The sequence below is a fragment of the Kocuria sp. SM24M-10 genome, from assembly GCF_001027955.1.
In the GTDB taxonomy this organism is placed as follows: domain Bacteria; phylum Actinomycetota; class Actinomycetes; order Actinomycetales; family Micrococcaceae; genus Kocuria; species Kocuria oceani.
Map to the genome: position 1 here is coordinate 1 of NZ_LDNX01000114.1, position 18,424 is coordinate 18,424.

Here is an 18,424-nt window from a genome sequence, read left to right on the forward strand (position 1 = left end):
CCAATCGACCTCAGGCATCGCCCTGGTCCGGAACCAGTTCTCGAGGTTGCGGCTTGACATAGGAGCATCTCGAAGCAACACCGCAGGAACGGTACGAGTTGATGCACGCGCAGAAGGCCAACTACGAGGTCGCTCGGATGGCCCGGTTGCTGGGGGTCTCCCGCTCCGGCTACTACGCCTGGGCGGCCCGGTGCGCGGCCGGCCCGGGCCCGCAGGCGCTCCGGCGGACCCGGATCGATGAGGCCGTGCGGGCCGCCCACGAGAACTCCGACGGGGTGGACGGGGCGCCGCGGATCACCGCTGCCCTGGCCCGGGCGGGGCTGGTGGTGGACTGCAAGACCGTGGCCGCCTCGATGCGCCGGCAGGGCCTGGAGTGCATCAGCCCGCGCAAGTGGGCCCCGGTGACCACCATCCCCGGCACCGCCACGCATGCGATCCCCGACCTGGTCGAGGGCACTTTCGACACCGGAGGCCTGGACGCGGTGTGGATCTCGGACATCACGTATCTGCGCACCGGTGAAGGGTGGCTGTACCTGTGCGTGGTCCGCGACGGGTGCTCACGACGGGTGCTGGGCTGGGCGATGGACACCGTGCAGACCACCGACCTGGTCGAACGCGCCGTGCGGATGGCCCACACCCTGCGCGCAGGCGTGCCGGACGGTGTGGTCTTCCACGCCGACCGCGGCTGTCAGTACACCTCGGCCCAGCTGCACCAGGTGTGCCAGCAGCTGGACGTTCGCCAGTCGATGGGCCGGACCGGGGTGTGCTGGGACAACGCGATGGCCGAGTCGTTCTGGTCCACGCTCAAGACCGAGTTCTACGACCGGCGCGCCTGGCCCACCCGGGCCGAAGCCCGCCGTGAGGTCGCCCGCTGGATCGAGGTGGTCTACAACCGCCGCCGGCTGCACTCCGCACTGGGCTACACCACCCCGGTCGAACACGAGAACACCCTGCGGGCCACCAGCACGCAGGCCACCGAACCGCGGCCCAAAGCCGCTTAGCACCGTGTCCACGATTTGCGGAGAACCCGGGTGAAGTTCCTCAGCAGTTGGTGCGGTGGGATCATGGGTTATGGCAAACCATCCTGCGGCCCCACTGCTGTTGCGGGAAGGCGATCGGGGGAGGCTTCTGCGGCTGGTGCGTTCCACCTCGGTGCGGGCGGGGCTGGCCCAGCGGGCCCAGATCGTGCTGCTGGCCGCTGAGGGTGTCTCCAACACCGAGATCGCGCAGAAGGTCGGCACGACCCGCAACACCGTGATCGCCTGGCGAGCCCGCTACGACGAGGCCGGCATCGCCGGGCTGGCCGACCACGGCCGGTCGGGCCGGCCCCGGCGGATCGACCACCGGGCGATCGTGGCGGCCACTTTGACCCCTCCGCCGAAGAAACTCGGGGTCACCCACTGGTCCTCCCGGCTGCTGGCGGGCAGGCTCGGGATCGATCACACCACGGTGGCCAAGGCCTGGCACGAGTACGGGGTTCACCCCTGGCGGGAAGGCACCTTCAAATTCTCCACCGACCCCGAACTGGTGGCCAAGGTCGTCGACGTGGTCGGCCTCTACCTCGCCCCGCCGGAGAACGCGATCGTGCTGTGCGTGGACGAGAAGTCCCAGATCCAAGCGCTCGAGCGCACGGCACCTGGACTGCCGATGCAACCCGGGAAGCCGGCGGCCCGCACCCACGACTACATCCGCCACGGGACCTCGACGCTGTTCACGGCCCTGGAGATCGCCACCGGCCACGTCACCGCCACCTGCAAGCCCCGGCACCGGCGCCAGGAGTTCCTGGCCTTCCTCAAGCAGGTCGCCCGGGCCTACCCGAGCCAGGAGCTGCACCTGGTGATGGACAACTACGCCGTGCACAAGACCGCCGAGGTCAAGGCCTGGCTGGCCGCCAACCCCAGGTTCCACGTGCATTTCACACCGACGTCTGCCTCGTGGTTGAACCTGGTGGAGGTGTGGTTCGGGATCATCGAACGCCAGGCTCTGCACCGGGCCGACGTCGCCTCGGTACCCGAGCTGAACCGGAAGATCAGAGCCTCCGTCACCGGGTGGAACGACCGCTGTCACCCGTTCGTGTGGACCAAGACCAGCACCGAGATCCTCAAGAAAGCCAACCGCCCAACCACTTCAATTACGGGCCACTAGATGAGTGATTCCAAGGGGTGTCGGTGGTCATAGGCGGTGAGGGATCTGCGGATGGCGAGCCCGAGATGGTCGTTGTGCCAGATCGCTGCAGTCAACGCCAGCAGGCGCTGGGCAATGCGGGTGCAGACCCCGCGCACGGTTCGTCCGCCGTGACGCTCCAGGTCCAGCTGGGCCTTCAGGGTGTTGTTGGCCGACTCGATCACCTGCCGCAAGGGTTTGAGGAACCGGGCCCCGTCGCGGGGCAATTCCCCGGCCCGAGGCGGGCGCAGCAGCTCGATCCCGGCCTGGGCCAGCGCGGTGTCGAAGTCCCGGCCGTAGTAGTTCTTGTCCCCGATCACCACCTGCCGGCTGCCGTGGGGACGGTGTAATCCCGGTGTGCCGGTAAGGATCTCCACCAGCACGGTGCGCTCATCAGCCTTGGCCCCGGTCACCGCCCATCCCACGGGCAGTCCGTGCACAGTAGCCACCAAGTGAAGGCGCAGCCCCCAGAAGTAGCGGGAGTGGGAAGCGCAGTACCCGTACTGCGCCCACCCGGCCAGGCCGGAGCGTCTGACCGTCTCCCGAGAGCGGGCGCATTCGACTGGGGTGGAGTCCACCACCCACAGGTTGTCCCCGGCGATGGTGGTGTCGGCGGCCAGGGCGGTGATCAGCCAGGCCATCGTGTCGACCAGGGCCCGGAGGCGTTTGTTGTAGCCGGGCTGGCGGGGCTGGTACGGGAACAGGTGACGCAAGTGCTGGTTGGCGTGGCGCAGCCAGCGGGCTTCGCTGGTGTAGCCCCCGAGGGCTTGGAGCACGGCCAGGGTGACCAGTTCCGGATCGGTGATCCGCGGGGCCAGACCTACCGATGGGCGGGCCGGGGCGTGGTCGGGATGGGCCTTCAGCAGGTCATCGGTCCTGACGTACAGTGCGGTGGCGAGGGTGTCCAGATCGGCGTCCACGAGGACCTCCAGGGTCGCGTTGGGTAGCAACGCCGATTCTGGGCACCCTCCGCCCATCCCGCCAGACCCTTACCCCCTGGAATCACTCATCTAGCAAGGCCAAAACGATCATTTCGGCGCCATCGATACCGAACACACGGAGTCCTTCCTCAAGCGGTGGATTTCGTCGGCGGAGGTGCCGGCGCCGACGGAGGTGACGGTGCTCTCCGTCCGGTGGGCCTCCCGGCGTCTCCGGCGCCGGTCCAGGGCGAGGCACAGGGCCACGGCCACGAAGATCAGCGCCAGCAGCGGCACGGCGAGGTAGAACATGGTCATCGGGTCCGGGTCCGGGGCGGCCATCGCGGAGATCACCATGACCAGGACCACGACGATGCGCCAGCTTCTGAGGACGGTGCGCCCCGAAAGCATCCCGAGCAGGTTCAGCCCCATCGGGAATACGGGGAGCACGAAGGCGATCCCGAAGGTGAGAATCAGCTGGAGGAAGAAGCGCAGGTAGACGTCGGCGGAGATGAAGTTGGTGCCGCCGACCGAGGTGAAGTTGGTGCCGCCGACCGAGGTGAAGGCGGTGAGCGCGTAGACGGCCGTGGGCAAGGTGAGCACCGCCACGGCGATCCCGCCGAGGAACAGGGGCACGGCCGTTGGCCAGGAAGCCCATCGCGGTCCGGCGCTCGTTGCGGTGCAGCGCCGGGGTCACGACCGCCCAGAGCTGGTAGAGCCACACCGGGCTGGCCAGCACCAGACCCAGGACGAGGGAGACCTCCACCATGATGTTGAAGGACGAGCCCACGGCCGAGTAGTTGATGGTGGCCTCGCGGCCCTCCGCCGCGGTGAGTCGCTGGAGGGGCTCGGTGATGTAGCCCATGAAGGGCTCGTAGAGCAGGAAGCCCCCGACCATGCCGAGGACCGTGGCCACGGCGGCCTTCGTCACACGGCTGCGCAGCTCCCGCAGGTGCTCGGCCAGGCCATCTGGGCCTGCGGATTCACCTTGCGCGAGGATCGGCGCTGCCTCGGGGCGCGGGACTCTGCGGGGACATGGAGACCTTCGGAACATCAGGGCCGGGTGGCACGGTGCGCTCGAACGGGACGCGTCAGGCCGGCGGGTTGCCGGTGCACTGCTTGGTGACGCCGCGGGTGTCCGGGCCGGGGGCCCGGTCCGGTGTCACGTCCTGGCCGTCGATGACAACGCCGGAGCCGTCGGCCTGGTCGTCCCTTCTCATCTCTTTGACCTCGGACTTGAAGATGCGCATCGACTGACCGAGGCTGCGGGCCATCCCCGGGAGCTTGGGGGCACCGAAGAGCAGTAGGATCATCAGCAGGATAATCAGGATCATGAAGGGGCTGTCGAAGAGCCTACCCATTGAACATTCCTTTCCGTTCAGCCCGGCGGAGGTCGCTGATCCGTTGCGGCTAGCCCATGCGGTCCTTGCGCTCGATGCGGCGTCTCAGACGGGCGGTTTTTCGTTGGTCGGAGCCGTTCCGGTACTCAGCCAGGGCCTCGCCCACAGGCGTGAACGCAGCCGGCTCCGAGGCCCAGAGGATGGGGCGGTGCACGCCAACCAACGTGGCTGGGATGGGCACCTGCGCGGTTAACTGCCTTGACGTCTAGGCATGTCTTTGAAGTGCATCGCGATGTCGTCGCTGGTGGTCAACCACACGTCAGGCTGGCCTGCGATGAACTCGAGCGCGAGGTCCAGGTACTTGTGCCTAAAGGGCTGGTTGATGATGAAGGGGTGAAGCGGCAAAGACATCACCCGCCCACTCTTTCCCGCGTCCGCGCAAAGTTGCTCGTACTGATCCTTCACGATCTGCAGAAAATCGGGGCCGCTGAGATTTCTGTTCGAGAAAAGGGTGACGTCATTGACCTCAATCGAGTAGGGGACGCTCATCATACCGGCGACGTTGAGGTGGAAAGGCTGGTCGTCTGCACACCAGTCGAGAACGTAGCTCAGACCGAGTTCGGCGATTATCTCGGGAGTGTTTCCCGTCTCCGTCAGCGCGGGCCCCAGCCAGCCTTTGGGCCTAGAGCCCGTGTGAGACTCGATGGTGCAGACCACGTCTTCCAAATAGTCAACCTCTTCCTCCCGGGACATTCCTGCCTGGAAGGTCGAGTTGTCGCGCCCGTGGGCGACCCACACCCAGTCCCGATCCAGGCCAGCCTGAACGACTTGCGGGTAGTGCTTGCATACCTCCGCGTTCACCAGAGCGCTGGCCCGGATGCCGTGCCTGTCCAGTGAGTTGATCATCCGCCAGAGCCCCACGCGTAGTCCATAATCGCGCCACCCGTAATTGAGTGGATCAGGGTGGAGTCCCGCCGTGCCCCCGAAGATCGACGTCGAGGGTTTGTCGATCTGGTAGTGCTCGAGATTCAAGCCCAGGTAAAAGGCCACCTTCTTGCCCTCGGGCCAGTAGAAGGGGGCCCGGTCAATGATCGGACTGTAGTCGTAGAGCTTGTTGTCCATCGGATACATCAATCCTTCAGTCAGACGGCACGAGCCCTCCGGCAACTCAGCATGAACGACTAGCGCGCCTGGGCGTTGCGCGGCCCCCTCGCGTGATAGGAGTGATCCTAGTCACATCTGGAGAGCAGAGGAAGAGTCTGGACAGCAGTAAAGTGACGTGGTTCACTGACTGGGGTATGCGCCACACACGACGAGGGAGAACCGCATGACCACCATCTTTCGCCCCATGGGACGTCGAGGCTTTTTAAAGCTCTCAGCCGCGGCAGGAGGTGTTGTCGCATTGGGTTCCACGACGGCGTGCGGGCAGGGCGGAGGAGGCGGAGGCGGGGGTTACTCCGGGGACGTCGCTGTCACCGGTCTCGCCAGCCTCATCCACTCCGCCCCGTTCTTCATCGCCCAGTCGGAGGGCTTCTACGAGGAAGAGGGTCTGGATCTAGAGCACGTCCAGTTCCCCGGTGGACTGGACACGGTGCGCGGCATCGAATCGGGCATCGGGTTCGGCACATCCTCAACCCTGCCGGTCTTCATCGCTGCGGAAAGCGGTATGGATGTTCGAATCTTCGGCAACGTCTACACCGCCGCATCCGTCGACTTCATCGCTCTTCCGGATTCTCCGATAAACGCCATCGAGGACGTGAGAGGCAGGACGGTCGCTGTCAGCACGCCGGGGTCGAACTCCTCGTACTTTGCCGAGCGAACTCTGCGCGAAGCAGGACTGACGCCAGGCACGGACGTTCAGCTGGTCAGTGTCGGTTCGGCCGCCGATTCGTGGACCGCAGTTTCCCAGGGAGTCGTCGACGTGGCGTGGACCGCCTCGCCGCTGTCCGAGAGGATTTCTAGCGAAAGCGGCGGCAAAGTCATTTGGCGGTCCAGGGACTACGTCACCGACTGGTCCGACACCTGCCTGGTCGCGACAGGAGCCTTCATGGACGAGAATGCCGACGCCCTCCGGGGATGGGGCAGGGCCCTGCAGCGGGCGATGGACATGATTTCCAACGACGTGGAGGGGGCCGCCGAAGTGTACGCCAGGGCCATTGAGTACGAACCGGAGGTCGCTCTCGAGGCGCTGAGAAACTCCCAGGAATTCTTCAGTCTCGACTTCACTGACGCGCAGCTCGAAGCGGTCGTCGAAGCCGGTATGGAACAGGACCAGATCACCCAGGAGCCGGACATGGATTCCGTCGTTGTACGGGATTTCCTGTCATGAGCGCGGCATCCACCCAGCCGGCGACCGCGCAGGAACACGACGTCGTCTTCGACAACATCGGCATGACCTTCCAGAGCGCGACCGGGGTGACGCAGGCCGTCGCGAACGTGAGCGGTGCCATCCCCGAGCACAAGTTCGTTTCCGTGATCGGTCCCAGTGGTTGCGGAAAGAGCACTCTTTTGGACATGGTCGGCGGCCTGCTTAGACCGACCCAGGGATCGGTGAGCATCGACGGCGAGACCGTGACGGGCCCGCGACGCGACACCGCGATGGTCTTCCAGGAGGACTCGACACTGCATTGGCGCAGCGTCCTGGACAACGTGGCGTTCGGGCTCGAGGTCAAGGGGATGCCCAAGGCGGAGCGCTTCGACAGAGCCCGCGCCATGATCGAGCTCGTCGGGCTGCAACAGTTCGAGAACCATCGCCCGGGGCAGCTCTCCGGAGGCATGAAGCAGCGGGTGGCCATCGCCCGAGCGCTGGCCATGGAGCCACGGGTTCTGCTGATGGACGAGCCGTTCGGAGCGCTCGACCAGCAGACTCGGCAGTTCGTCGGCCGGGAACTGCTCAACATTTGGGAGAAGACGCGCAACCGCGTTCTGTTCATCACCCACGACATCCAGGAGGCGGTCTACCTCTCGGACGAGGTCTGGGTCATGTCCGCCAGACCGTCGGTGGTCAAGGAGGTCGTCAAGATCGACCTTCCCCGCCCTCGGCCTGCTGGGACCCATGCCTTGCCGCGGTTCCGGGAGCTCGAGGATCATTTGTGGGAACTGGTCAAGGTCGAAGCGGAGAAGACCTTGGGCCCAGGAGCGCAGTCGGCGTGACGGTCACAGAAAAGAAGCCCTCACCGCAGCTCAGGACAGATCCTCTGTGGCGCCGGCCCCGGGTCGTGCGCTGGTGCATCGTCGTCGGACTCGTCGTCGTCTTGGAAGCCACGACCAGGTTCGGGCTCATCGAGCGCAGCCTTATGGTGCCGCCGACGGAGATCGTCGAACGTCTGGCATCGATCGTCCCGACCGGCGAGTTCGGTGCGGACGCCGCACGCACACTGACGACCATCCTGGCGGCCTTCGCCGTCGGACTCGTCGGAGGAATACCGCTGGGCGTGCTCCTGTGGCGACTTCCCGGCGTGGGACGCGTGCTGGAGCCCTTCCTCGTCACGGGATACGCGATGCCGACCCTGCTGTTCTACCCCGTCCTGCTGGCGATCATGGGCCTGAACGCAGGACCCATCATCGTCATTGCGGCGACCATGTCGCTCATTCCCATAGCGCTCACCACGATGGTTGCCCTGGGCTCGATCAAACCGATCCTGCACAAGCTCGCGAAATCGGTGAACGCCTCTTCCTCGCAGTACTACCTGAAGGTCCTGCTCCCCGCCGCGACCCCTCTGGTCTTCCCCGGCGTGAAACTCGGATTCATCTACGCCGTGATCGGCACGATCGCCATGGAGTTCATCCTTGCGGCACAGGGCATCGGATTCCGCGCCGGCTTCTACTACCGCGAGCTGAACACCGCGGACATGTGGGCCTACATCACCGTCGTGGTCGTGCTCAGCGTGATCGTCAACGGCATTCTCACGTGGTCGGAGAAGCGGATCAGAAAGGACATGCTATGAGCACGGACGTGAGCGCTCCTGCAGCACCCAAGATCGCCGCATCCTCCGAAGCCCGGGCGACGACGACCATTAAGGACAATCTGTGGCGCGTCGCGGTGGTCCTCGCGCTCATTGCCATCTGGGCTGGGCTGTCCGTCCTCTCGAACCTGGTTTCGTCCCCCGCGGCCTCCTTCGCTGCCCTCGCTGAGCTCTTCGCCAACGGATCTATTTACCGGCATCTGAGCACCACGCTGGAGGCAGTGGCCATCGGCTTCCTCATCGCAGCAGCCATCGGCTTCCCACTGGGCTACGCCATCGGCAGAAGCAAGTTTCTGGGCGCCGTCTTCGACCCTATCGTCGCGGGGGCCTTCGCCATCCCGCGCATCGTCTTCTTCCCCGTGCTCCTGCAGATTTTCGGGGTGGGGGTCGGCGCCCAGTCGGCGATGGCCGCCCTCGCGGCGGTGTTCCCGATCATTGTGTCCACGACCGCCGGTGTCCGTGCCATTAACCCTCTCCTGCCGAAGCTCGCGCGGTCGCTGAGTCTGAACCCGTTGCAGACGGTCACCAAGATTTATGTACCCGCGATGGCTCCGTCGCTGATGGTGGGCATCCGGATCGGCTTCAGCATCGCGTTCATCAACGTCATCATCGCCGAATTTTTCGCGGCACGCGCAGGTCTCGGTCTGCTCGCCCTGCGCGCCTACGGCCGGCTGGACCTGCCGTCCATGTACGGAATCATCGTGCTCCTCGCAGCCATAGCTTTGATCGGCAACATGGTGCTCTGGGCAGTTGAACGCAGACTCAGCAAGAAGTCCTGAACATGGGTCATAGATCACCCACGACCGTCCGAACGAGCCACAGAGAGGCACACCATGTCCCACAGCGCTGCGGTGGATGAGTACGAACGTCTTCGAGCAGATTTCAAGACCAAAGGCCTGGGAGGCCGGACCGGATTCGGACAGCGCCCGGTGCTGCTAGTCATCGACCTAATCCGGGGGTTCACCGACACGAGATCCCCCCTGGCCGGCGAGCTCGATTCTCAGCTGAGGGCCACCCAACAGCTACTCGCGGACGCGCGGGACGCCGACGTGCCCGTGATCTTCTCGACGGTCGCTTACGACTCCGACCTCCAGGAGGCCGGCAAATGGATCCGCAAGATCCCCTCCAACAGCTGGCTGGTGGAAGGGAGCGAGTGGGTGGAGCTGGACGAACGGCTCGGTCGCCGCGAGAACGAGATGCTGTTGGTCAAGAAGTATGCATCCTGCTTCTTCGGCACCGACCTGGCGGCCCGGCTGATCTCGCGGGGCGTGGACACTGTGATACTCGTCGGCTGCACCACCAGCGGCTGCATCCGCGCCACGACCGTGGACGCCTGTTCCTATGGGTTTCACACGGTTGTCGTGGAGGAGGGCGTCGGGGACAGGGCCGAGCTGCCGCACCTTGCCAGTCTCTTCGACATCGACAACAAGTACGGTGACGTCGTGAGCCTGGAGGACGCCAGCGCCTACCTCCAGCATGTCCGCGACTAAAAATGATGGGGGTAGGCCCCCACCCGCTGGGGGAGCCAATGGGACGCCCGGCCGAACAAGCTGCCACCACGGGGAACCACATGCCCTCCGTCGGCCGTGACAAGGTGCTAAGTGCGCTGGCCATCGTCCTGTTCGGCGTCGCGCTGGGCATCCTGTCCGTCGTCGTCCCTTTGCTAGGAGTGCATGCGGGTTACAGCGTCAGCGAGATCGGTCTGCTGGTGGCTGTGGCTGCCGTCGCGCAGCTCGTCACACGCCTCTGCATGGGCACGCTCATGCGCAAGATCCCGGACAGATCGTTCCTTGTAGCTTCCGGGCTGATGATTGCAGTTTCGTGCGCACTCCTGGCGGTCTCGCCCGCGTTCATGATCTTCGTGGCAGCCCAGTTGATGCAGGGAGCAGCCCGGGCTTTCTTCTGGACCAGCAGCCAGACTCACGCCGTCCGCACCTCGGCCTCAGCAGTCAACGGGCTGCGAGACGTCAATCTGGCGGCTGGTGTCGGCGCACTTCTCGGGCCTGCGGTGGCCGGCTACCTCTGGGAGGTCTCGGTGCAGCTTCCGCTGGCGCTGGGCGCCGTTGCGGGGTCCATGGCCGTCCTCCCGGCGGCCATGCTGATCAGGTTTCCTCCGTTCGCACCCAGGCCTGTTGCTCGCAGAAACCAGGAGAAGCATCTGTGGCGACGCTCCGGTGTCAATGTAGCCTGTTGGATGAACGCTGCGGCAGGCGCATGGAAGAGTCTTCTGGACTCCTACGTTCCGCTCGCCCTGTCCCTGGCAGGGCAGTCGGCTGCAGTCATCGGCATCCTGCTGTCAATTGCCAACACCACCGTCCTTGCTGGCAGCGCCCTCGGCGGTTGGATACGCAGACAGGGCATCAGGGCATCTCTGATTACCGGAGTCTTCGCGACAGGACTCGGTGTGGCCGCAACGGGACCGTTCGCCGGGTTGACGGCCCTCGTAGCCGTCTCCCTAGCCGTCTCCGGCATCGGCGCCGGGATCCTGCAGACCGTCGGCCCGGCCATCGCGGCCGAAAAGGTGCATCCAGAGGAACGCGGGGACGCACTGGCGCTCACGGGCACCTTCCGGGCCACAGCGCTCATGCTCACACCAGTGGGTATGGCAGGAGTGATCGCCCTTGCACCCGTGACGGCCGCACTGCTGGCCGCGGGCCTGCTCATCACCGTCCCGGCGGCCACCACCTGGAGGTCGAACAAGGGCGTCACCTGAGCGACACAGATTCCGACCCCCGACCGCTCGCATTCAGGACCGAAACGCCAAACATTTCGACGAAAGGTTGTTCATGACAACGGAAACTCACCCAATCAACGAGCCCGCGGCGGCCCCGCGGCTGGACCTGCTGCACGGGCACCGCATTCCGCATCTGGGACTGGGCACCTGGCCGCTCGTGGGCGAGGAGTGCGAAGCGGCCGTCCGCTATGCCGTTCGAAGCGGATACCGGCTCGTCGACACCGCGTTCCAGTACCGCAACGAAGATGCCGTGGGACGAGGTCTCCGAACAGCGGACGTCCCCCGGGAGGAGCTGTTCGTCTCCAGCAAATTCAACAAAGAGTCCCACAGCGTCGACGGCGTCCAGCGGGCTTACGACCACAGCCTCCAGGCCCTCGGCCTCGACTACCTCGACATGTTCATGTGTCACTGGCCGGTGCCTGCTCAGGGCCGTTACGTCGAAGCGTGGAAGGGCCTCGTCAAGCTCCTCGAGGAGGGACGTGTCAAGGCGATCGGCGTCTCCAACTTCAAGCCAGCACACCTGGAGAAGATTATCGCCGCGACAGGCGTGGTTCCCGACGTCAATCAGATCCAGCTCAGCCCCGACCTCGCACGCCTGCCGCCGCGGGCCGTCCACCAGAGTCTGGGAGTTGTCACGGAAGCGTGGAGTCCCATCGGCCGCGAATCGGGCTTGCGCGACCACCCGATCGTGGTGGAGATCGCGCGCAGAACGGGACGGACGCCGGCGCAGGTCCTCCTCCGGTGGCACGTGCAGCAGGGAATCGTCCCAATCCCTCAGGCTGCCAAGCCCGAATGGTTGATCGAGAACATCTCGGTGTTCGACTTCTGCCTGACACCCGGAGACATGGAGGCCATGGCAGGACTGGACCGCGGTGAACACGCCGCCCGTGATTCGGACGCCCCCGAGAACGGCCACTGACTCCCGAGCCATGCTGCCGCTCGCCAGTGGGCAAAACCGACTCGGGGGTTGACGTGCATCACAAAATACGGAATTCTCTTTTCTACAGAGTCTATCTCTGCTCTCCAGACTTACCGCTCAGATGAAGGAGCACTCCCATGACTGATCACCACGGCGTCCTGGAGGACGTCCGACGCGGAATGATCCCCGCGCACATCTACAACGACAAGGAGATCTTCGAGCTCGAGAAGGAGCGGCTCTTCAGCCGCACCTGGATGTTCGTCGCCCACGAGTCCGAGGTCCCCGAGGCCGGCGACTACGTGGTTCGCCGGATCCTCGAAGACTCGTTCATCATCTCCCGGGACGAAAAGGGCCAGGTCCGCGCCCTGTTCAACATGTGCCTCCACCGCGGTATGCAGGTCTGTCGGGCAGAGATGGGCAACGCCTCCCACTTTCGGTGCCCGTATCACGGCTGGTCATACCGCAACGACGGACGTATCGTCGGCCTGCCCTTCCACAAGGAGGCCTACGGCGGGGAGGAAGGCTTCAAGAAGAAGGGCCAGACCCTGCTGCCCGCTCCCTCGCTGGCCACGTACAACGGACTGATCTTCATCAATATGGACCCGGACGCCGAGCCCCTCGAGGACTTCCTGGGAGACTTCAAGTTCTACCTGGACTACTACACGAAGCAGAGCGCCGACGGTATCGAGCTGCGCGGGCCGCAGCGCTGGCGGGTCAAGGCCAACTGGAAGATCGGCGCTGAGAACTTCGCCGGGGACATGTACCACACACCCCAGACCCACACCTCCGTGGTGGAGATCGGCCTCTTCCGCGAGCCCAAGGCCGAGAAGCGCAAGGACGGCACCACCTACTGGGCAGGTAGCGGCGGCGGCACGACGTACAAGCTGCCCGAAGGCAGTCTGGAGGATCGCCTGCGCTACGTGGGTTACCCGGATGAGATGATCGCTCGAATGAAGGAGCAGTGGACTCAACAGCAGCTCGACGTCGTCGGCAAGGACGGGTTCATGGTCTCGGCCGCATCGGTGTTCCCGAACATGAGCTTCGTCCACAACTGGCCGAGGGTCGAGGAGGGCTCCGATGAGGTGCTTCCCTTCATCTCCATCCGCATGTGGCAGCCGGTCAGTGAGAACGAGACCGAGATCCTCTCGTGGTTCGCCGTCGATAAGAACGCGCCGGAGGAGTTCAAGGCGCTCTCCTACAAGGCGTACCTCATGTGCTTCGGCAGCGGTGGCATGTTCGAGCAGGATGACGTCGAGAACTGGGTGTCCCTGACTAACACCGCCGCCGGGTCCATGGCACGGCGGTTGCTGCTCAACAGCCGGATGGGCATGCTCGAGAACGGTCAGAACGTCGTTGAGGCACTGTCCCCCGATGAATATTCGGGGCCCGGCTCCACCCGTATCGGGTACAGCGAATACAACCAGCGAGAGCTGCTGCTCCGGTGGGCAGAGCACCTCGAGCGGCCGGCAGAAGCCGCCGCACAGGTGCAGGTTGGCTCGGATCCCGTGCAGGCCTCCCCTGCCGCGGGATCGGGACCGGCTCGTCCCGCCAGCGGTAGCGCCGAGACCGTGCCCGCATCGACCCTTCACGAGGAGGCCTGACCATGAGCGTTGGAGCAGCACACGAGAACGAGAACATGACGCTGTCCGAGCAGTCGACATTGGGAGCCCACGCTCCCCGAACACAACGGATGGGGCAGAGCCTTCTGTTCAACGACGACCTCCACCTGGAGGCGCACCGGTGGTTGGTTGACGAGGCGTACCTGCTGGACGCGCAGGACTACGACGAGTGGCTCGCCCGGATCGCCGACGACGTGCATTACCTCATGCCGGTCCGCGTCACGACCGCACTGGGTGCCGGATACACCACTTCACCCGGCATGGCGCACTGGGACGAGAACAAGTACTCGCTCAGCCGCCGGGTGGCGCGCTTCGCTACGGAGCACGCGTGGACCGAGGACCCGCCGTCACGGCTGCGCCACTACATCACCAACGTGCGCACCTTCCGGACCCCGAACCCGGACGAAATCATCGTGGACTCGGCGGTCCTGCTGTTCCGTAGCAGAGGCGATGTCGGGGAGGCCGCCACCGTGTCCGCGGGACGAGAGGACCTCCTCCGTCGGACCGGGGCCGGGTGGGAACTCGCCCGGCGCACCATCATGGTCGACGAGTCGGTCATCCGCATGCAAAACCTGGCGATCTTCCTGTGAAACTGGAATGGGAAGGCGAAGAGGAAGATCGCCTCGCGGCCATTCGGGCCGCCGAGGAACGTCGCCGGCTGGAGCAGCACGTCACTGGTGAACCGATCGTGATCGCCAACGAGTTCTCCGAGGTTCAGGTCACCCGCATCGAGACCCGCAACGGCTCACGGCTGTTGATCAAGTCCCCACGCTCAGGCCAGTGGGTCACGTTATGTCCCCTGGAGCTGGAGTCCCTGACCTGGCAGGCCCCTGCCACGTTCTCGGCCATGATCGGCCACCCCTTCGGGCCGCTCGTGGCCGAAGAAGAATAGACACCCTCAATCACCAGAGCACCACCGCCTCACGAAGGAATGTGACCATGCCTGTAGTCAAAGCTGACCTCGAAGCCTGTCAGGGGTATGCAAACTGCATCGTCGGAGCCTCTGACTATTTCGACCTGGACGACGACGGGGTCGTCGTGCTGCTCAAGACCGAAGTCCCCGAGGCCGACCGAGCCCGCGTCACCGAGGCTGCGCGAAGCTGCCCCGTCTCCGCTCTCAAGGTGGAGGAAGCATGAGCGCGGGCACCGTCGTCATCGTCGGGTCCTCCATCGCAGGGGTGCGCACCGCGCAGTCGCTCCGCCTGGAAGGATTTGAAGGCGAGATCATCCTCGTCGGGGAGGAAACGGAACTTCCCTACGACAAGCCGCCGCTGTCCAAGTCCGTCCTGGCGGGCACCGCCGACGAGGACTCGATCCGTCTGCTGACCCAGGAGCAGGCCGATGCCGACGGCATCCGCCTTCTGCTGGGACACCGCGCCGTCGGCCTGGACATCGCCGAGAACATGCTGGAGCTGGAGGGGCACGAGCCCCTCCACTACGACCAGCTGGTCGTCGCCACGGGAGCTGCTCCACGTCCCTCGCCCTGGGGCCAGCCTCCGGGGATCCACCTGCTGCGCACGCTCGAGGACGCCCGTGAACTGCGCGGGGACCTCCTCCGGGGCGGGGCACTCGTCGTCATCGGCGCGGGGTTCATCGGCGCCGAAGCCGCAGCCACCGCCCGTTCCCTGGGACTCGATGTCACAGTCATCGACCCGGTTCCCGTGCCCATGAGCCGCATCTTCAATCCTGAGATCGGCCACTGGTTCGGCGATCTACACCGGGAGAACGGTGTTAGCACCATGTTCGGCGTCGGCGTGGAATCCATCGAGGGCGAGGAGGGCAACTTCACCGTCCACCTGACCAACGGCAAGAGCGTGCCGGCGGCGACTGTGCTAGTCGGCATCGGGGTCATCCCCAACGACTCCTGGCTTAGTGCCTCCGGCCTGCTCGTGGACAACGGGGTCGTGCTCAACGAGTATTGCCAGGCCGTCGACGCGGCGAACGTGTACGCCGTCGGAGACGTGGCCCGGTGGCGCCACCAGAAGCACGGCGAGGACGTCCGGATCGAGCACTGGACCAACGCGGTCGAGCAGGCCGCGTGCGTGGCCCACAACATCACGCATCCGGATCAGCCGCGTGCCTACACTCCTATCGAGTACGTGTGGAGCGATCAGCACGACTGGAAGATCCAGGTCGTGGGACGCGTCGGGGGCAATGTCGACCATGTCATCATCGGGCATCCCCAGGTCCACGGCAGATTCGTGGCCCTGTACACCACGGATGGCACGACTCTTCGAGGCGCAGCAATCGTGAACTGGCCCAAGGCCCTCCTCGCCTGCCGGATCGGCATGGCCAAGGGCATCACTGTGCAGGAGCTGCGCGACAAGCTCGAACCCCAGCTTCAGCCCCAGCCGACGGGAGCATCATGACCTCGGCAGACCCGTCGCCCCAGGACCACGGGCCCGAGCGGGAAGCCATCGCCGGCGCCTGCCGGGTTCTGGCACACCGGGGCCTGGCCGACGGCATCCTCGGGCACATCAGCCTCCGGATCACCCAGGACACCCTGCTGGTACGGTGCCGGGGCCCCCGCGAGCGAGGCCTCGCCTACACCCGAGCTGAGGATATCCGCCTGGTGGACCTCGACGGGAACCCCGCAGCCGACGGTGAACTGGGCGGCGGCTACACGGTCCCCAACGAACTGCCGTTGCACACCGAGCTCTTCCGACGCCGTACCGACCTCCGGGCCGTGGTCCACGCTCATCCTCCGCGAGTGGTCGCCGCGGATCTCGCGGGACTGGCCGTTCGCCCCATCGTGGGAGCGTACGACATCCCCGGAACCCGCCTCGCGGCCGACGGGGTGCCTGTCTATCCCCGTGGAGTTCTGATTCGTAACCGGGGGCTCGCGGCCGAAATGGTTGATGCCATGGGAACAAGACCAGTCGTGGTGCTCCGTGGGCACGGCCTGACGAGTGCAGCTGAGACTGTCGAACGAGCGGTGCTGCAAGCGATCAGCGTGGATTCTTTGGCGGGCCTGGCCCTGAAGGTGGCGTCTGCGGGCGGAGAACTCGTCGACCTACCCGAGACGGACATGGCCGAGCTCCCCGACCTCGGCGGAGCGTTCAACACCGGGACCGCTTGGAGGCACGAACTGGCACGTCTCGGTGAGCGGCGTTGAAAGCCGCCACCCCTGTCAGGCCGCGAATGCCACCGCCGCTCAGTACGATGAAGTCCATGCCCCCATTAGAGCAGAAGGACACGTCCCGGTACCGCCCTCCCCCGCAGTACCCCATAGAGTCCGTTGACAACGCACTGCGGCTATTGCTGCTGTTCGAGACCCGCCCGAGCATCCGGCTCACGGACGCAAGCAAGTACTTGGGCGTGGCCTCGTCCACGGCCCATCGCCTCCTGGGAATGCTCCTTTATCGCGGCTTCGTCCGACAGAATCCTCAGACCAAGGCGTACGAGCCCGGACAGGCACTCAGCTCCATCGCCTTCGCCATCCGCCGCCATGTCGACATCGGCACCCTGATTCGCCCCATGATGGAACAGCTTTTCGAGGCCACCGGCGAAACAGTGCATTTTGCCGAGCTCGAGGGGTCGAACGCACACTTCCTAGAGGCGATCGAAAGTCAACGTGCCGTTCGCGTCGCGTCACGTCGCGGAGCCACCCTTCCGGCTAACTGCACCGCGACGGGCAAGGCGATGCTGAGCCTACTCACGAAGGATCAGCTCCACGCACTTTACCCGCAGGAGAAACTTTCGGGCCTCACCAAGAGCTCCATCACTTCTCGGGCGGATTTGGAGCGTGCGCTTGACCTGATCCGGGACACTGGCTATGCCACGAGTCGTGAAGAAAGTGAAGACGGCGTCATGTCGGTGGCTGTGCCCGTCGTCAGTCCGGACGGCAAATGCTATGGCATCAATGTGTCGGTTCCCGCTCACCGCATGACTGAACAGCTGCGCAATGAACTCGGCGCCATGCTCCAGGCCACGGCCAGAGAGATCCAGAGTCTGCTCGTGTAGCGCTCCAACATGGCGGGCGGCAGACCACTTTTCGTCCGGGAGAACACGTATGAAAACAGGGAACACGGAGCCCGAGCCTGAAGCTCTCAGGAACTGACCACACGCCAGCTGGATCTAAGGTTCCGCCGCATGCGTCAGGTGGGACCGCTCCGGGTTCCCTTGGCTCTGAACCTGCCCCACGGTTCGCTTACGTCCTGAGGTCTAAAGATCAGGCGGTGATGGATGGTGGTTCGTAGCGTAGTTCGTGGGTGACCGGGGACTCGTAGTTCAACTGTGAGTGACGCCGTCGACGGTTGTAGAAGGTCTCGATGTACTCGAAGATCGCATTGGCCAGATCGATCCGGGTGAGCCACCTCTTTCGGGTTGAGCAGCTCGATCTGCATGGACAACCAAAACGATTCCATCATCGCGTTGAACCGTCACGGGTTTGATGCCGCTTCCTTGTGATGAAGGATGACGACATGCCCAAGAAGTACGATGCCGAGTTCAAGGCTCGGGCGGTGCGGATGGTCCAGGATCATCAGGCCGACTACGGATCGGTGACCGCGGCCAGCGTCGCGGTTGGCGCTCAGCTCGGTGTGGCGCGTGAGACGTTGCGGCGGTGGGTGTCCCAGGCCGAGGTCGATGCCGGTTCCCGTCCGGGGGTCACCTCCGAGGGCGCCGAGGAGATCAAGCGTCTGAAGGCTGAGAACAAGCGGTTGCGCGAGGCCAACGATCCTGCGCAAGGCCTCGATTTTCTTCGCGTCAATGTCATCGTAGGAAGTGCCGGCGGGGTTGGCTCGTTTATTCGCTGCCCTCGATCCT

General features: G+C 64.9%; 20 protein-coding genes and 3 pseudogenes. 17 read left to right on the forward strand and 6 right to left on the reverse strand.

Going from position 1 to position 18,424, the window contains the following annotated elements:
- Window positions 1-68 precede the first annotated feature (68 nt).
- Both ABL57_RS12775 and ABL57_RS12780 read left to right on the forward strand, forming a co-directional pair.
- Window positions 69-1,001, forward strand: a pseudogene (locus ABL57_RS12775) (IS3 family transposase); the annotation flags it as partial.
- Between the two features lie 70 nt (window positions 1,002-1,071).
- Complete coding sequence (locus tag ABL57_RS12780; protein ID WP_082157433.1) at window positions 1,072-2,145, forward strand: IS630 family transposase; 1,074 nt, start codon at window positions 1,072-1,074, stop codon at window positions 2,143-2,145.
- On the opposite strand, the gene ABL57_RS12785 is transcribed toward ABL57_RS12780, so the two are convergent.
- From ABL57_RS12785 to ABL57_RS12800, 5 genes and pseudogenes are all read right to left on the reverse strand, one after another.
- Window positions 2,142-3,113 carry an IS982 family transposase gene (locus ABL57_RS12785; RefSeq protein ID WP_238986051.1) on the reverse strand — a complete coding sequence of 324 codons (972 nt, stop codon included), beginning with the start codon at window positions 3,111-3,113 and terminating at the stop codon, window positions 2,142-2,144. The genes ABL57_RS12780 and ABL57_RS12785 overlap by 4 nt on opposite strands.
- A gap of 78 nt (window positions 3,114-3,191) precedes the next feature.
- Complete coding sequence (locus ABL57_RS12790; RefSeq protein WP_256363816.1) at window positions 3,192-3,716, reverse strand: twin-arginine translocase subunit TatC; 525 nt, start codon at window positions 3,714-3,716, stop codon at window positions 3,192-3,194.
- A 67-nt stretch (window positions 3,717-3,783) separates the two neighbouring features.
- Window positions 3,784-4,134, reverse strand: a pseudogene (locus tag ABL57_RS23560) (twin-arginine translocase subunit TatC); the annotation flags it as partial.
- Window positions 4,135-4,171: 37 nt separating this feature from the next.
- Window positions 4,172-4,441, reverse strand: a complete 270-nt coding sequence (tatA, locus tag ABL57_RS12795) for a Sec-independent protein translocase subunit TatA (RefSeq protein WP_047803864.1) — start codon at window positions 4,439-4,441, stop codon at window positions 4,172-4,174.
- A gap of 228 nt (window positions 4,442-4,669) precedes the next feature.
- Window positions 4,670-5,542: a polysaccharide deacetylase family protein gene (locus ABL57_RS12800; protein ID WP_047803876.1), complete on the reverse strand. Its 873-nt coding sequence runs from the start codon at window positions 5,540-5,542 to the stop codon at window positions 4,670-4,672.
- 205 nt (window positions 5,543-5,747) lie between these two features.
- On the opposite strand from ABL57_RS12800, the gene ABL57_RS12805 reads away from it, so the two are divergent.
- The 14 genes from ABL57_RS12805 to ABL57_RS12870 all read left to right on the forward strand — a co-directional run bounded on the left by ABL57_RS12805 (window position 5,748) and on the right by ABL57_RS12870 (window position 17,620).
- On the forward strand, window positions 5,748-6,749 hold the full coding sequence (locus ABL57_RS12805; protein ID WP_238986052.1) for an ABC transporter substrate-binding protein: 1,002 nt from the start codon (window positions 5,748-5,750) through the stop codon (window positions 6,747-6,749).
- Window positions 6,746-7,573, forward strand: a complete 828-nt coding sequence (locus ABL57_RS12810) for an ABC transporter ATP-binding protein (protein ID WP_047803865.1) — start codon at window positions 6,746-6,748, stop codon at window positions 7,571-7,573. Before ABL57_RS12805 ends, ABL57_RS12810 begins: the two co-directional genes overlap by 4 nt.
- The gene (locus ABL57_RS12815) at window positions 7,570-8,367 is read left to right on the forward strand and encodes an ABC transporter permease (RefSeq protein ID WP_203225626.1); all 798 of its coding nucleotides are present in this window, start codon (window positions 7,570-7,572) and stop codon (window positions 8,365-8,367) included. The genes ABL57_RS12810 and ABL57_RS12815 overlap by 4 nt, the downstream gene beginning before the upstream one ends.
- A complete protein-coding gene (locus tag ABL57_RS12820; protein ID WP_053004957.1) occupies window positions 8,364-9,164 on the forward strand; it encodes an ABC transporter permease in 801 nt (266 codons plus the stop codon). Before ABL57_RS12815 ends, ABL57_RS12820 begins: the two co-directional genes overlap by 4 nt.
- Window positions 9,165-9,236: 72 nt before the next feature.
- The gene (locus ABL57_RS12825) at window positions 9,237-9,875 is read left to right on the forward strand and encodes an N-carbamoylsarcosine amidohydrolase (protein WP_238986053.1); all 639 of its coding nucleotides are present in this window, start codon (window positions 9,237-9,239) and stop codon (window positions 9,873-9,875) included.
- 80 nt (window positions 9,876-9,955) lie between these two features.
- On the forward strand, window positions 9,956-11,098 hold the full coding sequence (locus ABL57_RS12830) for an MFS transporter (protein ID WP_047803867.1): 1,143 nt from the start codon (window positions 9,956-9,958) through the stop codon (window positions 11,096-11,098).
- 73 nt (window positions 11,099-11,171) lie between these two features.
- The gene (locus tag ABL57_RS12835) at window positions 11,172-12,038 is read left to right on the forward strand and encodes an aldo/keto reductase (protein WP_047803868.1); all 867 of its coding nucleotides are present in this window, start codon (window positions 11,172-11,174) and stop codon (window positions 12,036-12,038) included.
- A gap of 137 nt (window positions 12,039-12,175) precedes the next feature.
- Window positions 12,176-13,639 carry a Rieske 2Fe-2S domain-containing protein gene (locus ABL57_RS12840; protein WP_047803869.1) on the forward strand — a complete coding sequence of 488 codons (1,464 nt, stop codon included), beginning with the start codon at window positions 12,176-12,178 and terminating at the stop codon, window positions 13,637-13,639.
- A 2-nt stretch (window positions 13,640-13,641) separates the two neighbouring features.
- The gene (locus ABL57_RS12845; RefSeq protein WP_047803870.1) at window positions 13,642-14,247 is read left to right on the forward strand and encodes a 3-phenylpropionate/cinnamic acid dioxygenase subunit beta; all 606 of its coding nucleotides are present in this window, start codon (window positions 13,642-13,644) and stop codon (window positions 14,245-14,247) included.
- Complete coding sequence (locus tag ABL57_RS12850; RefSeq protein WP_047803871.1) at window positions 14,244-14,549, forward strand: hypothetical protein; 306 nt, start codon at window positions 14,244-14,246, stop codon at window positions 14,547-14,549. The genes ABL57_RS12845 and ABL57_RS12850 overlap by 4 nt, the downstream gene beginning before the upstream one ends.
- Before the next feature lie 47 nt (window positions 14,550-14,596).
- Window positions 14,597-14,794 (forward strand): ferredoxin, encoded by a 198-nt coding sequence (locus ABL57_RS12855; RefSeq protein ID WP_047803872.1) that lies wholly within the window; start codon window positions 14,597-14,599, stop codon window positions 14,792-14,794.
- Window positions 14,791-16,026: an NAD(P)/FAD-dependent oxidoreductase gene (locus tag ABL57_RS12860; protein ID WP_047803873.1), complete on the forward strand. Its 1,236-nt coding sequence runs from the start codon at window positions 14,791-14,793 to the stop codon at window positions 16,024-16,026. Before ABL57_RS12855 ends, ABL57_RS12860 begins: the two co-directional genes overlap by 4 nt.
- Entirely contained in the window at window positions 16,023-16,772 is a 750-nt protein-coding gene (locus ABL57_RS12865; RefSeq protein WP_047803874.1) for a class II aldolase/adducin family protein, read from the forward strand. The genes ABL57_RS12860 and ABL57_RS12865 overlap by 4 nt, the downstream gene beginning before the upstream one ends.
- 56 nt (window positions 16,773-16,828) lie before the next feature.
- Entirely contained in the window at window positions 16,829-17,620 is a 792-nt protein-coding gene (locus ABL57_RS12870) for an IclR family transcriptional regulator (protein WP_238986054.1), read from the forward strand.
- A 208-nt stretch (window positions 17,621-17,828) separates the two neighbouring features.
- On the opposite strand, the pseudogene ABL57_RS23565 reads toward ABL57_RS12870, so the two are convergent.
- Window positions 17,829-17,948: pseudogene (locus ABL57_RS23565) on the reverse strand (IS3 family transposase); the annotation flags it as partial.
- A gap of 133 nt (window positions 17,949-18,081) precedes the next feature.
- On the opposite strand from ABL57_RS23565, the gene ABL57_RS12875 reads away from it, so the two are divergent.
- Window positions 18,082-18,424 (forward strand): transposase (locus tag ABL57_RS12875; protein ID WP_160310797.1); only part of this gene is annotated, 343 nt, incomplete at its 3' end.